This is a genomic window from Streptomyces mauvecolor, assembly GCF_039532965.1.
GTDB classification, from domain to species: domain Bacteria; phylum Actinomycetota; class Actinomycetes; order Streptomycetales; family Streptomycetaceae; genus Streptomyces; species Streptomyces violascens.
This window is the reverse complement of sequence record NZ_BAAASQ010000010.1, coordinates 91579-105407: the sequence shown is the minus strand read 5'-3', so window position 1 is coordinate 105407 and position 13829 is coordinate 91579. Positions and strand designations below refer to the sequence as shown.

16 protein-coding genes are annotated in these 13829 nt (G+C 67.8%); 2 read left to right on the top strand and 14 right to left on the bottom strand.

Going from position 1 to position 13829, the window contains the following annotated elements; translation table 11 throughout:
* Positions 1–16 precede the first annotated feature (16 nt).
* Positions 17–952: a DUF389 domain-containing protein gene (locus ABD346_RS15445; RefSeq protein WP_344375277.1), complete on the top strand. Its 936-nt coding sequence runs from the start codon at positions 17–19 to the stop codon at positions 950–952.
* Here the strand turns inward: ABD346_RS15445 and glmM are convergent.
* The 4 genes from glmM to ABD346_RS15425 form a co-directional block, all read right to left on the bottom strand.
* Complete coding sequence (gene glmM / locus ABD346_RS15440) at positions 949–2307, bottom strand: phosphoglucosamine mutase (protein WP_344375276.1); 1359 nt, start codon at positions 2305–2307, stop codon at positions 949–951. The genes ABD346_RS15445 and glmM overlap by 4 nt on opposite strands.
* Before the next feature lie 120 nt (positions 2308–2427).
* Positions 2428–2946, bottom strand: coding sequence for a 30S ribosomal protein S9 (gene rpsI / locus ABD346_RS15435; protein WP_161245589.1), 519 nt, complete (start codon positions 2944–2946; stop codon positions 2428–2430).
* A 42-nt stretch (positions 2947–2988) separates the two neighbouring features.
* Positions 2989–3432, bottom strand: coding sequence for a 50S ribosomal protein L13 (rplM, locus tag ABD346_RS15430; RefSeq protein WP_053727625.1), 444 nt, complete (start codon positions 3430–3432; stop codon positions 2989–2991).
* 274 nt (positions 3433–3706) lie between these two features.
* Complete coding sequence (locus tag ABD346_RS15425; RefSeq protein ID WP_344375274.1) at positions 3707–5329, bottom strand: ABC-F family ATP-binding cassette domain-containing protein; 1623 nt, start codon at positions 5327–5329, stop codon at positions 3707–3709.
* Between the two features lie 56 nt (positions 5330–5385).
* On the opposite strand from ABD346_RS15425, the gene ABD346_RS15420 reads away from it, so the two are divergent.
* Positions 5386–6228, top strand: a complete 843-nt coding sequence (locus ABD346_RS15420) for a phospholipase D-like domain-containing protein (RefSeq protein ID WP_344375273.1) — start codon at positions 5386–5388, stop codon at positions 6226–6228.
* On the opposite strand, the gene truA is transcribed toward ABD346_RS15420, so the two are convergent.
* From truA to secY, 10 genes are all read right to left on the bottom strand, one after another.
* Positions 6199–7071, bottom strand: coding sequence for a tRNA pseudouridine(38-40) synthase TruA (truA, locus tag ABD346_RS15415; RefSeq protein ID WP_344375271.1), 873 nt, complete (start codon positions 7069–7071; stop codon positions 6199–6201). The two genes, ABD346_RS15420 and truA, sit on opposite strands and share 30 nt — an antisense overlap.
* An 85-nt stretch (positions 7072–7156) precedes the next feature.
* The gene (rplQ, locus tag ABD346_RS15410) at positions 7157–7633 is read right to left on the bottom strand and encodes a 50S ribosomal protein L17 (protein WP_344375270.1); all 477 of its coding nucleotides are present in this window, start codon (positions 7631–7633) and stop codon (positions 7157–7159) included.
* 171 nt (positions 7634–7804) lie between these two features.
* Positions 7805–8827, bottom strand: coding sequence for a DNA-directed RNA polymerase subunit alpha (locus tag ABD346_RS15405; protein ID WP_010473911.1), 1023 nt, complete (start codon positions 8825–8827; stop codon positions 7805–7807).
* Positions 8828–8962: 135 nt separating this feature from the next.
* Positions 8963–9367: a 30S ribosomal protein S11 gene (rpsK, locus tag ABD346_RS15400; protein WP_003956432.1), complete on the bottom strand. Its 405-nt coding sequence runs from the start codon at positions 9365–9367 to the stop codon at positions 8963–8965.
* A 71-nt stretch (positions 9368–9438) separates the two neighbouring features.
* Positions 9439–9819 (bottom strand): 30S ribosomal protein S13, encoded by a 381-nt coding sequence (gene rpsM, locus ABD346_RS15395; protein ID WP_053727621.1) that lies wholly within the window; start codon positions 9817–9819, stop codon positions 9439–9441.
* A gap of 189 nt (positions 9820–10008) precedes the next feature.
* On the bottom strand, positions 10009–10122 hold the full coding sequence (gene rpmJ, locus ABD346_RS15390) for a 50S ribosomal protein L36 (RefSeq protein WP_003956441.1): 114 nt from the start codon (positions 10120–10122) through the stop codon (positions 10009–10011).
* 59 nt (positions 10123–10181) lie between these two features.
* The gene (gene infA / locus ABD346_RS15385) at positions 10182–10403 is read right to left on the bottom strand and encodes a translation initiation factor IF-1 (protein ID WP_003956442.1); all 222 of its coding nucleotides are present in this window, start codon (positions 10401–10403) and stop codon (positions 10182–10184) included.
* A gap of 151 nt (positions 10404–10554) precedes the next feature.
* The gene (gene map / locus ABD346_RS15380; protein ID WP_344375268.1) at positions 10555–11400 is read right to left on the bottom strand and encodes a type I methionyl aminopeptidase; all 846 of its coding nucleotides are present in this window, start codon (positions 11398–11400) and stop codon (positions 10555–10557) included.
* A 279-nt stretch (positions 11401–11679) separates the two neighbouring features.
* Positions 11680–12336, bottom strand: coding sequence for an adenylate kinase (locus ABD346_RS15375; protein ID WP_344375266.1), 657 nt, complete (start codon positions 12334–12336; stop codon positions 11680–11682).
* On the bottom strand, positions 12336–13649 hold the full coding sequence (gene secY / locus ABD346_RS15370; protein WP_344375265.1) for a preprotein translocase subunit SecY: 1314 nt from the start codon (positions 13647–13649) through the stop codon (positions 12336–12338). The genes ABD346_RS15375 and secY overlap by 1 nt, the downstream gene beginning before the upstream one ends.
* Positions 13650–13829: the final 180 nt, after the last annotated feature.

Below are 13829 nucleotides of genomic sequence, written 5' to 3'. Positions count from 1 at the left end.
GACCAGGCGAGGAAACGTGCTGCACCTGCGACTGATCGTGCCCGCCGACCGGACCGACGAGGTCGTACGCACCGTGGAGTCGACGGTCGGCACCGCGCATCTGGTGGTGCTCCCGGGGGCGGCCCGCAACCCGGCCGGCGATCTCGTGCTGTGCGACGTGGCGCGCGAGGCCGGGGACTCCCTGATCGCCGAACTGCGGGCGATCGGCCTGGACCGGGACGGTTCGATCGCCGTCGATCACATCGAACTCTCGATCTCCAGGCGCGCCGACAAGGCCGAGGCGGAAGCTCCGGGCGAGGGCGCGGACGCGGTGCTGTGGGAGTCGCTCACCGACGCCACGCACGAGGAGTCCACACTGTCGGTCACGTACGTGGCGTTCCTCGCCGTCGCGACGATGCTCGCGGCGTGCGGGGTGATGCTCGACAACGCGATCCTGATCGTGGGGGCGATGGCGGTCGGCCCCGAGTTCGGGCCGCTGGCCGGGATCTCCACGGCGCTGGTGCGGCGCGCCCCGCGCCTGGTGTGGCGCTCGCTGATCGCGCTGGTGGTGGGCTTCGCCTCGGCGATGCTGCTCACGGCCGGCTTCGGCTGGCTGATGGAGGTGTGCGGGCTCTTCGACAAGTCGATGATCGAGGCGGCCCGGCCGAACACGGCGTTCATCTACCGGCCCGACTGGATGTCGTTCGTCGTGGCGTTCCTGGCGGGCATCGCGGGGACGCTCTCGCTCACCTCGGCGAAGTCAGGAGCGCTGATCGGCGTGGCGATCTCGGTCACGACGGTCCCGGCGGCGGCCAATGCCGCGATGGCGTTCAGCTATCAGGACTACGGCCAGACCTGGGGCTCCAGCTGGCAACTGCTCGCCAACCTGGGCGGCATCGTCCTGTCCGGCACGCTCACGCTGCTCGCCCAGAAGTTCCTCTGGGCGAGCCAGCGCAAGCGTCAACCGTCTTAGCCCAGAGCCGACTTGACGACGTCGGCGAGGCGGCTCGCGACCGAGCGGGCCTGCTCGATGTCGGCGGCCTCGACCATCACACGGACCAGCGGCTCGGTGCCCGACGGGCGCAGCAGCACCCGCCCGGTCGCGCCCAGCTCGCGCTCGGCCTCGGCGACGGCCGCGCCGAGCTCGGCGGAGGTGGACACCCGGGACTTGTCGACGTCGGGGACGTTGACCAGCACCTGCGGCAGGCGCTCCATGACTCCGGCGAGGTCGGCGAGCGTGCGGCGGGTGGCCGCGACGCGGGCGGCCAGCATCAGGCCGGTCAGCGTGCCGTCACCGGTGGTCGCGTGGTCCAGGATGATCACGTGGCCGGACTGCTCGCCGCCGAGCGCGTACCCGTGCTCCTTCATCGACTCCAGGACGTAGCGGTCACCGACCGCGGTCTGGACGAGCTGGATGCCCTCGCGCTCCATGGCGATCTTGAAGCCCAGGTTGGACATGACGGTGCCGACGACGGTGTTGCCGCGCAGCGTGCCCGCCTCGCGCATGGCGAGGGCGAGAACCGCGAGGATCTGGTCGCCGTCGACCTCGTTGCCCGCGCCGTCCACGGCCAGGCAGCGGTCGGCGTCGCCGTCGTGCGCGATGCCGAGGTCGGCGCCGTGCTCGACGACGGCCGCCTTCAGGAGGCCGAGATGGGTGGAGCCGCAGCCGTCGTTGATGTTGAGCCCGTCCGGCTCGGCACCGATCGTGACGACCTCGGCGCCGGCTCGCGTGAACGCCTCCGGCGAGACCCGGGCGGCCGCGCCGTGCGCCTCGTCCAGGACGACCTTGAGACCGTCGAGGCGGTTGGGCAGCACGCCGATGAGGTGCGCGACGTACCGGTCGAAGCCCTCGTCGTACGAGCGGACACGGCCCACGCCCGAGCCGGTCGGGCGCTCCCAGGGCTCGCCCGTGCGGTGCTGCTCGTAGATCGACTCGATGCGGTCCTCCAGCTCGTCGGCGAGCTTGTGGCCGCCGCGCGCGAAGAACTTGACACCGTTGTCCGGCATGGCGTTGTGGCTGGCGGAGAGCATCACGCCGAGGTCGGCACCCAGCACGCCGGTGAGGTACGCCACCGCGGGGGTGGGCAGCACACCGACCCGCAGGACGTCCACGCCCGCGCTCGCGAGGCCCGCGACGACCGCGGCCTCCAGGAACTCGCCCGACGCCCGGGGGTCCCGCCCGACCACGGCGGTCGGCCGATGCCCCTCGAAGGTCCCCGCTTCGGCGAGCACATGTGCCGCCGCAACCGACAGACCGAGCGCGAGCTCAGCCGTCAGATCCGAGTTGGCGACACCGCGCACGCCGTCCGTGCCGAAGAGTCGTCCCACGTCTGTCCTCCGAAAACCTGAAAGTGCGGGGTAGATACTGCCGGGGGTGAATAGACGAACGCCCCGGCAGCACGGAAGGTGCTGCCGGGGCGAACGAGAGCCGTAGTGGCAGGCGCGGATTTAGCGCTTGCTGTACTGCGGGGCCTTACGGGCCTTCTTGAGACCGGCCTTCTTGCGCTCGACCGCACGGTCGTCGCGGGAGAGGAAGCCGGCCTTCTTGAGGGCGCCGCGGTTGTTGTCGACGTCGGCCTCGTTCAGCGCACGGGCCACGCCGAGGCGCAGGGCGCCGGCCTGACCGGACACGCCGCCACCCGAGATGCGGGCGATGACGTCGTAGCGGTTGTCGAGCTCGAGCACCTTGAAGGGCTCGTTGACTTCCTGCTGGTGGACCTTGTTCGGGAAGTAGTCCTCGAGCGTACGCCCGTTGATCTTCCACTTGCCGGTGCCCGGAACGATCCGGACGCGGGCGATGGCGTTCTTGCGACGACCCAGGCCGGCGGCCGGCTGCGGGTCACCGAAGCGCGAAGCCATCGACTCGGTGGTGTACTCGCCCTCGACGGGGACCTCGGACTCGAAGGTGGTGACCTCCGCGTAGGTCTCTTCGCCCTCGACGGGGGTCTCGACAGTGGTCTCGGCCACGATGCTCCTCAGATTCTTTTCTGTCTTAGGGGGTGGCCGGAACTACTGCGCGACCTGGGTGATCTCGAACGGCACCGGCTGCTGGGCAGCGTGGGGGTGCTGGTCGCCCGAGTAGACCTTCAGCTTCGAGAGCATCTGACGGCCCAGGGTGTTCTTGGGGATCATGCCCTTGATGGCCTTCTCGACGGCCTTCTCCGGGTTGTTCGCCAGGAGGTCGTCGTAGCGCACCGAGCGGAGACCGCCCGGGTAGCCGGAGTGGCGGTACGCCATCTTCTGGGTCTTCTTGTTGCCGGACAGGTGAACCTTGTCGGCGTTGATGATGATGACGAAGTCACCCATGTCCATGTGCGGGGCATAGACGGGCTTGTGCTTGCCCCGGAGGAGGTTCGCGGCGGTGGTCGCCAGACGACCCAGGACGACGTCCCGGGCATCAATGACGTGCCACTGGCGAGTGATGTCGCCGGGCTTGGGGCTGTACGTACGCACTTCGTAGCCTTCGCTTCTTAGTGGATGGGGTCCAAACACACTGCACCCTGAAGCGATCATGCAGCTGGGACTCACAGTGCCGGGGACGCTGCCCGTATGCGAGTCACTGGTAACTGCTCCAGAGAACCTGCGTAAGGGCTCTTCGCGTGAGAACGACCTAGCCAATACGCATAACAAACCAGAAGACTACCCGGGCGCCCCCGGGCGGGTCAAAACCGCCCGGGACGCACCTGCCCGCATTCCGCCGCATCCGGCCCTGACCTGTGCAAACGCGCTAGCGGGCCCGCTCCACCCGGCGCTCGTCCCACACCGGCTCGGCGGTCTCCCGCACCACGCCGTCCGAGCCGAAGACCAGATAGCGGTCGAACGTCTTCGAGAACCAGCGGTCGTGGGTGACGGCGAGCACCGTGCCGTCGTACGACTCCAGACCGTCCTGGAGGGCCTCCGCCGACTCCAGGTCGAGGTTGTCGGTGGGCTCGTCGAGCAGCAGCGCGGTCGTGCCGGCGAGCTCCAGGAGCAGGATCTGGAAGCGGGCCTGCTGGCCGCCCGACAGCTTGTCGAAGGGCTGGTCCCCCTGCCGCTCCAGCTCGTACCGGCGAAGGACCGACATCGCGGCCCCGCGGTCCTTGGCGTGCTCGCTCCACAGGATGTCGACGAGCGTGCGCCCGAGCAGCTCGGGGTGTGCGTGGGTCTGCGCGAAGTGCCCGGGCACGACCCGCGCGCCCAGCTTCCAGTTCCCGGTGTACGCCACCGAGGCATCCCCCGCGAGCAGCCGCAGGAAGTGCGACTTTCCGGAGCCGTTGGAGCCGAGGACGGCGACCCGCTCGCCGTAGAAGACTTCGAGCGAGAACGGCTTCATCAGGCCGGTCAGCTCAAGGTTCTCGCAGGTCAGGGCGCGCACTCCGGTACGGCCGCCGCGCAGTCGCATGGTGATCGCCTGCTCGCGCGGCGGCTCCGGCGGCGGGCCCGCCTCCTCGAACTTCTTGAAGCGGGTCTGCATCGCGTGGTAACGGGAGGCCATGTCCGGGCTGATCGCGGCCTGGTTGCGCAGCCGCAGCACCAGCGCCTTCAGGCGGGCGTGCTCCTCGTCCCAGCGCCGCTTGAGCTCCTCGAAGCGCGCGAACCGCTCACGCCGGGCCTCGTGGTACGTGCCGAATCCGGCGCCGTGCACCCACACGTCCGTCCCGGCAGGGCTCGGCTCCAGGCTCACGATCCGCTCGGCGGCCCGCGACAGCAGCTCCCGGTCGTGCGAGACGAACAGGACCGTCTTGCGGGTCTCCCGCAGCCGCTCCTCCAGCCAGCGCTTGCCCGGCACGTCCAGATAGTTGTCCGGCTCGTCCAGGAGCAGCACCTCGTCGGGCCCGCGCAGCAGCGCTTCGAGCACCAGCCGCTTCTGCTCGCCGCCGCTGAGCGTGCGCACCTCGCGGAACTGGGCCTTGTCGTACGGCATCCCCAGGGCGGCCATGGTGCACATGTCCCAGACCGTCTCGGCCTCGTACCCGTGCGCCTCGGCCCAGTCGCTGAGGGCCTGCGCGTACTTCATCTGCGCGGCCTCGTCGTCGACCGTCATGATCAGGTGCTCGGCCGCGTCCACCTCGGCCGCGACCTTCCTGATCCGCGGCTGGGCGACGGAAACCAGCAGGTCACGCACCGTACGCTCGTCGCGCACCGAGCCCACGAACTGCGGCATCACGCCGAGCCCGCCGCTCACCGACACCGAGCCGCCGTGCGGCTGGAGCTCGCCGGAGATCATGCGGAGCAGCGTCGTCTTGCCGGCTCCGTTGGCGCCGACCAGAGCCACCACCGAACCCTCCGCCACCCGGAACGAGGCGTCGCCGAGCAGCACCCGCCCGTCCGGCAGGTAGTACTCCAGATGTGCAGCCTCAAGATGTCCCATGGGCGGATTGTCGCGCAGGCCCTGCCCCCCTGAACAATCGAATTAAGATGCGCGGCATGAGCTTTGGGCAAGGGGGACCCGCGTGGGGCCCGGGGGATCAGCAGACACCGGACTGGGCGGCGCTCGCCGATGCGTCGGCCGCGCGCAGTCGGCGCAAGAAGTGGCTGTTCATAGGCGGCGGCGCACTCGCGACGGCGGCGGTCGTCGCGGTCGTGGCCACCGTGATCGTGAACGCGGGCAGCAAGGACGACGGCAAGTCGGCCAGTGAACTGCCCTCTCCCCCGGCGCTGCCCAGCAACAGCGCGCAGCCGGGGCCCTCGTTCTCCCAGGTGGCCCCGCCGCCCCCGCCCAACCCGTACGACTACGTCTCCAACGCGAAGAAGGACACGGCGCCGCTGAGCGCCGACACCCTCTTCCCGGGCAAGAGCCTGGCCCTGGGCAGCGGCGCCTACGCCAAGGGCCCCACCGACAAGGTCACCGACTGCGCCTCGGTCACCCAGGGTTCGCTCGGCTCGGCCCTCAACAACAATGGCTGCCGCCAGGTCATCCGGGCCACGTTCACCAAGGACGGCATCGCGGTCACCGTCGGGGTCGCCGTGTTCGACACGGACACCGCCGCGACGAAGGCCAAGGAGCAGGCCGACGGCGGCATCGCCTCGCTCTACGGCTCGGGCGTGAACACGTTCTGCCGGGGCGGTTCGGTCTGCCGCAACACCACCAACTCCTATGGCCGCTATGCCTACTTCACGACCGGCGGCTTCGCCGACGGCAAGAGCGTGACGAAGAGCGATGCGGCCGTGTTCACGGCGGGCGACGAGCTCGCGAAGTTCACCTTCGACCAGATCGTCGCCCGCGGCCGCAACCAGGCCTCAGCAGCAGCCACCCGGCCCGCCGCCTGAACTCCCGGGCAGCGTGCGCAGGTTGCGCGCCTCCTTGCTGCGCGCCGCGAGCAACTCGTCGGCGGGGTAACCGACTTCCTCCAGGGTGAGGCCGTGCGGCTTCACCACATGGACGGAGGAGTCGCGCACCGCCGCCGCGAGGACCTTGCCGGGCCACTCGGGACCACGGTGGCCGTCGCCGACGTACAGCAGCGCGCCCACGAGCGAGCGCACCATGTTGTGGCAGAAGGCGTCCGCGCGCACGGTCGCGGTGACGATCCCGTCGTCGCCGCGCACCCAGGACAGCTCCTGGAGCGTGCGGATGGTGGTGGCGCCCTCGCGCTTCTTGCAGTACGCCGCGAAGTCGTGCTCGCCGAGCAGCGCGGCGGAGGCCGCGTTCATGGCGTCGACGTCCAACTCCCAGTCGTGCCACAGGACATGACCGCGCAGCAGCGGGTCGACACCGCCGACGTTGTCGGTCACCCGGTACGCGTACCGCCGCCAGATCGCAGAGAACCGCGCGTTGAAACCGCTCGGCGCCTCCTCGATCCGCCAGATCCGCACATCGTGCGGCAGCCGCCCGGCCATCCGCCGCAGCAGCTTCTCGCGGTGCTCGGCCCACACCGCCTCGGGCAGGTCGACGTGCGCGACCTGGCCGCGCGCGTGCACCCCGGCGTCGGTGCGCCCGGCGACGGTCAGGTCGTACGTCACGTCGGAGCGCGTCACCGTACGCAGCGCGTCCTCGATCTCACCCTGCACGGTCCTGCGCCCGAGCGGCTGCCGGGCCCAGCCGGAGAAGTCCTTGCCGTCGTACGACAGATCGAGCCGTACCCGGACGAGGCCGGGCTCCACCTCATCACTCACGTAACCGTTCCTCTCAAAGCATCCACACAGCAGAACGGGCCCGCCCCCCGAAGGGAACGGGCCCGTTCACCAGCCTTCAGAACGCTTACGCGTCCTTCGCCTCGGCGTCCTCGACGACCTCGGCCTCAGCAGCCTTGGCGTCGGACTCCTTGACGGCGCGCACGGTGGCGGCCTCGGCCTCGGCAACGGTCGCCTTCTTGGCGATCTCGCCCTCGACCAGCTCGATCACGGCCATCGGCGCGTTGTCACCACGACGGTTGCCGATCTTGGTGATACGGGTGTAACCACCCGGACGCTCCTCGTAGCGGGGCGCGATCTCGGTGAAGAGGGTGTGGACGATGCCCTTGTCGGTGATCGTCTGCAGCACCAGGCGACGGTTGTGGATGTCGCCCTTCTTCGCCTTGGTGATCAGGCGCTCGGCGACCGGACGCAGGCGGCGGGCCTTGGCCTCGGTCGTCGTGATGCGGCCGTGCTCGAAGAGCGACTTCGCCAGGTTGGCGAGAAGCAGACGCTCGTGCGCGGCGGAACCGCCGAGACGGGCACCCTTTGCGGGACGCGGCATGGTGTTTCTCCTAGTGATCTGCACCGGCCGTACGAGGTACCGATGTCAGTGTCCGAGCAGGGCGGTCGCCCTGTCGGAGACCCGCGCCCCGAAGGGGCGCGGGGAAGAGTCGATTTGCGACTCCATCGCGTGTGCGCGACCAGCCGAAGCCGGTCCGCAGACGAAGACCGATCAGTACTGCTCGGTCTCCACGAAGCCCGCGTCCGCGTCGTCATCGGCGCCGAAGGCGTCGGCAGCGGCCGTGGGGTCGAATCCGGGCGGGCTGTCCTTGAGCGCCAGGCCCATGCCGGCCAGCTTCGCCTTGACCTCGTCGATCGACTTCGCACCGAAGTTGCGGATGTCGAGCAGGTCCGCCTCGGAGCGCGCCACGAGCTCACCCACGGAGTGGATGCCCTCACGCTTGAGGCAGTTGTACGAACGAACGGTGAGCTCGAGCTCCTCGATCGGCAGCGCCAGGTCGGCGGCAAGGGCGGCGTCCGTGGGGGACGGGCCCATGTCGATGCCCTCGGCGTCGATGTTGAGCTCGCGCGCCAGACCGAACAGCTCGACCAGGGTCTTACCGGCCGACGCCATGGCGTCACGGGGACGCATGGCCTGCTTGGTCTCGACGTCGACGATCAGCTTGTCGAAGTCGGTGCGCTGCTCGACACGGGTCGCCTCGACCTTGTACGTGACCTTGAGCACCGGGGAGTAGATGGAGTCGACCGGGATGCGGCCGATCTCCTGGCCCAGCTGCTTGTTCTGTACGGCGGAGACGTAGCCGCGACCGCGCTCGACGGTCAGCTCCATCTCCAGCTTGCCCTTGCCGTTCAGCGTGGCGAGCACCAGGTCGGGGTTGTGCACCTCGACACCGGCCGGCGGGGCGATGTCAGCAGCGGTGACCAGGCCGGGACCCTGCTTGCGCAGGTACATCACGACCGGCTCGTCGTGCTCCGAGGAGACGACCAGCTGCTTGATGTTCAGGATGAGGTCGGTGACGTCCTCCTTGACGCCCGGCACGGTGGTGAACTCGTGCAGGACACCGTCGATCCGGATGCTGGTGACAGCGGCACCGGGGATCGAGGAGAGGAGCGTACGACGCAGGGAGTTGCCGAGCGTGTAGCCGAAGCCCGGCTCCAGGGGCTCGATGACGAACCGCGAGCGGTACTCGTCAACAACCTCTTCGGTCAGCGAAGGGCGCTGAGCGATAAGCATGTGGAGATCCTTCAGTCATGGGCACCCACTATTTGATGCCCTGCTGGGTTACTGCGTACTGCAAGGGTACGGGCGGCACGGCCCGAATGAGCCGTACCGCCCGAACCTCAAGGCAATCCTTGAAGCAGCCGTGCGTCAGACGCGGCGGCGCTTGGGGGGACGGCAGCCGTTGTGCGGCGTCGGGGTGACGTCCTGGATCGAGCCGACCTCGAGGCCAGTGGCCTGGAGGGAGCGGATCGCGGTCTCGCGACCGGAGCCCGGGCCCTTGACGAAGACGTCAACCTTGCGCATGCCGTGCTCCTGCGCGCGGCGGGCGGCCGACTCGGCGGCCATCTGCGCGGCGAACGGAGTCGACTTGCGGGAGCCCTTGAAGCCGACGTGGCCGGCGGACGCCCAGGAGATCACGTTGCCCGAGGGGTCCGTGATCGAGACGATGGTGTTGTTGAACGTGCTCTTGATGTGCGCGTGGCCGTGAGCGACGTTCTTCTTTTCCTTGCGGCGCACCTTCTTGGCAGCGCCCTGACGACCCTTGGGGGGCATGTCTTACTCCAGATGGAGAGGGGAGGTGATCGGTCCTACAGCGAAGACCGCTGAAAAGCGTCCGCTGTGGACTACTTCTTGCCCGGCTTCTTCTTACCGGCGATGGCGCGACGCGGGCCCTTGCGGGTACGAGCGTTCGTGCTGGTGCGCTGACCGTGGACCGGCAGACCACGACGGTGGCGCAGACCCTGGTAGCAGCCGATCTCGACCTTGCGGCGGATGTCGGCGGCAACCTCACGGCGAAGGTCACCCTCGGTGCGGAGGTTGGCGTCCACGTACTCGCGGATCTTGACCAGGTCCTCTTCGGCCAGGTCACGAACGCGGGTGTTCGGGTTCACGCCGGTGGAGGCGAGGATCTCCTTGGACCGGGTGCGCCCGATACCGAAGACGTAGGTGAGTGCGATCTCCACACGCTTTTCGCGCGGGATGTCAACACCGGAAACGCGTGCCATTTACTGGCTCCAGTTGTTTTCGGGGGTCTTCCGCAGCACCGCTCCCGACCGCCGTACTAGGTACGTTTCGGGTCCCCGGCCCCCGCCGGAGGTGTCACCAGCCGGGGAAACCGGCCAGGTGGATGCTGCGTATGTACGTTTTGCTCGCGTCGCGGGAAGAACTGCGAAATGCAGGTCGGTCGGCGTGCGTCAGCCCTGGCGCTGCTTGTGGCGCAGGTTGTCGCAGATGACCATGACCCGGCCGTGACGGCGGATCACCTTGCACTTGTCGCAGATCTTCTTGACGCTCGGCTTGACCTTCATGGGATGTCAGGTTCTCCGGGTCAGTGCCACCGCCGCTGGAACAGCGACGTGGGCAAGATCTACTTGTACCGGTAGACGATCCGGCCACGCGTCAGGTCGTAGGGAGAAAGCTCCACCACAACCCGGTCATCCGGGAGGATACGGATGTAGTGCATCCGCATCTTGCCGCTGATGTGCGCGAGGACCTTGTGACCGTTCTGGAGTTCCACCTTGAACATGGCGTTCGGGAGGGACTCGATCACGGTGCCCTCGATTTCGATGGCACCTTGCTTCTTGGCCACGCTTCGCCTTTCGAATCGGCTACCTTGATCGACTCCCGCAGCCGTGTGTGGACACACGGGTACACGAGAGCCGACGCATCAGTCTACGTCAGGGCACTCGAAAAGACGAATCAGATGAGTTTGCCCCAACGCGGAGATCGTTACGCCGCGCTCAGGCCAACGGGTCCGGCGCGGTCGTGACGCCGTACTCCGCCAGCTTCGCCTTGCCACCGTCCGGCATCGTCAGGACCAGCGGACCGTTCTCCGTCAGAGCGATCGAGTGCTCCCAGTGCGACGACCAGGAACCGTCCGTCGTGACGACGGTCCAGTCGTCCTCCAGGACCTCGGTGCGCGGCGTGCCCAGCGAGACCATCGGCTCGATCGCCAGGCAGAAGCCCGGGACCAGCTTCGGGTTGTGGCGGCCCAGCATGCGGCGCTTGTCGACGTAGTTCAGGAGGTGCGGGTCCATGTGCATCTCGGAGCCGATGCCGTGGCCCCCGTAGTCCTCGACGATCCCGTACTTACCGGTCGAGGGGCGCGGCTGGCGGCGGATGTACGACTCGATCGCGCGCGAGACGTCGAGGAGCTTGTTGCCCTTCTTCACCGCGGCGAGGCCGGCCCACATGGACTCCTCGGTCACCCGGGACAGCTCGATCAGCTCCGGCGCGTGCCCGGTGCCGACGAACGCGGTGTACGCGGCGTCACCGTGCCAGCCGTCGATGATCGCGCCGGCGTCGATGGAGATGATGTCGCCGTCCTTCAGGACGGTCTTGTCGTCGGGGATCCCGTGCACGACGACCTCGTTGACCGAGGTGCAGATCGTGGCGGGGAATCCGCCGTACCCCAGGAAGTTCGACTTGGCGCCGTGCTCGGCGATCACCTTGCGGGCGACCTCGTCCAGGTCCTTCGTCGTGGACCCGGGCACCGCGGCCTCACGGGTGGCGGCGTGGATCGCGGCGACGACCAGCCCCGCCTCGCGCATCTTCGCGATCTGCTCGGGGGTCTTGATCTCCACCATGTGCGGCTCACGCCTTTCTGGACAGGTACGGGTCACCAACAACGATAAGGCTTCATCGTCTGGTGCCGGAGACGGGCCGTGAGCCCGTACGCCCCATGGGCTCGGCCCCATCCGCCCCGGTCTTCGCCTACGGCCGTGCTCGCTTCTCGCGCAGTTCCCCGCGCCCCTCAGCGGGATCGTCCTGGCCCGCAAGGACCGCAAGGGCACCCGGGGACGCGAAACGGCCGCGGCACCCCCGGAGGGGCACCGCGGCCGTACAGCAGCGTGGAGAGGCGAGAACTACGCCGCTTCGCGGCGCAGCGCGTCCATCGCCTTCGTCGTGACCTCGTCGACCTTGCCGAGCGCGGAGATCGTGATGACCAGCCCCTGCGCACGGTAGTAGTCGATGATCGGCTCGGTCTCGCTGTGGTAGACCTCGAGCCGCTTGCGCACGGTGTCCTCGGTGTCGTCACCGCGCTGGTACAGCTCGCCGCCGCACTTGTCGCAGACGCCGTCCTGCTTCGGGGCGTTGTACGCCACGTGGAAGACGTGCGCGCTGTCGTTGCGGCAGATGCGCCGGCCGGCGATGCGCTTGACGACCTCGTCCTCGGGGACTTCCAGGTCGAGCACGGCGTCCAGCTTCACGCCGTCCGCCTTCAGCACCTCGTCCAGCGCTTCGGCCTGCACCACGTTGCGCGGGAAGCCGTCGAGCAGGAAGCCGTTCTCGGCGTCCGGCGCTTCCATGCGGTCCTTGGCCATCCCGATGGTGACCTCGTCCGGTACCAGGTTGCCGGCGTCCATGTACGCCTTGGCCTGCTTGCCGAGCTCCGTGCCCTGGCTGATGTTGGCACGGAAGAGGTCGCCCGTGGAGATGTGCGGGATCGCCAGATTCGCGGCAAGGAACGCGGCCTGCGTTCCCTTGCCTGCACCGGGCGGTCCGACGAGGACGATTCGCATCAGCGGAGGAACCCTTCGTAATTGCGCTGCTGAAGCTGGCTCTCGATCTGCTTAACGGTTTCCAGACCCACACCCACGATGATGAGGATGCTCGTCCCGCCGAGCGGGAAGCTCTGGACACCGCCGAAGATGATCAACGCCATTGTCGGTACGAGCGCGATCAGCCCCAGATACAGCGACCCCGGCCAGGTGATCCGGTTGAGTACGTAGCTCAGGTACTCAGCGGTCGGTCGGCCAGCCCGGATGCCCGGGATGAAGCCACCATACTTCTTCATGTTGTCGGCGACTTCCTCGGGGTTGAACGAGATCGCCACATAGAAGAAGGCGAAGAACACGATCAACAGGAAGTAGCTGACGATGTAGTAAGGATGGTCGCCCTTGGTCAAGTTGTCCTTGATCCAGGTCGCCCAGCCCGCCGTCGAGTTCGAGAACTGGACGATCAGCGCCGGAATGTAGAGCAGCGACGAGGCGAAGATGACCGGGATCACACCGGCCTGATTGACCTTCAGCGGGATGTACGTGGAGGTTCCGCCGTACGACCTGCGGCCGATCATGCGCTTCGCGTACTGCACGGGGATGCGCCGCTGGGCCTGCTCGACGAAGACCACGAGCCCGACCATGACCAGGCCGACGAGCACCACGGTGCCGAACTCGATCCAGCCGCCGGCGAGGTGGCCCTGCTTCTTGATGGCCCACAGGGAGCTCGGGAAGCTGGAGGCGATCGAGATGAACATCAGGATGGACATGCCGTTGCCGATGCCGCGGTCGGTGATGATCTCACCGAGCCACATGACACAGGCGGTGCCGGCGGTCATCGTGATGACCATCGTGATGGTGGTGAAGATCGACCGGTTCGGGATGATCTCGGTGGCGACCTGGCAGCCGTTGAAGAGCGCGCCGTTGCGGGCGGTGGCCACGAGGCCGGTGCCCTGGAGGATCGCCAGCGCGACGGTCAGGTAACGCGTGTACTGCGTGATCTTCGCCGTACCCGCCTGACCCTCCTTCTTGAGGGCTTCCAGGCGTGGGATCACCACGGTCAGCAGCTGCAGGATGATGCTCGCCGTGATGTACGGCATGATGCCGAGCGCGAAGATCGTGATCTGCAGCAGCGCACCGCCGCTGAACATGTTGACCAGGCTGAACAGACCGCTGTTCTGCTGGGCCTGATCCACACAGATCTGTACGTTCTTGTAGCTCACCCCGGGCATGGGCACATGCGTACCGAGCCGGTAGATCACGATGATGCCGAGTGTGAAGAGCAGCTTCTTGCGCAGGTCAGGCGTCTTGAACGCCTGGGCGAACGCGGTGAGCACGGTGCCTCCTGCGACCCCCGCGCAAGTGCGTCAGGGTGACGGTCTTGAGGATCGACGAATAAGGACTGAAGTCTTGGATCTGCCAAAAATCCGTACTGTAGCCGTCCAGGCACACAGCACGGAACTTAGACAGTGCACGCCACCTTACCGGCGACTATGCCCCCCTAGGAACGACCAACC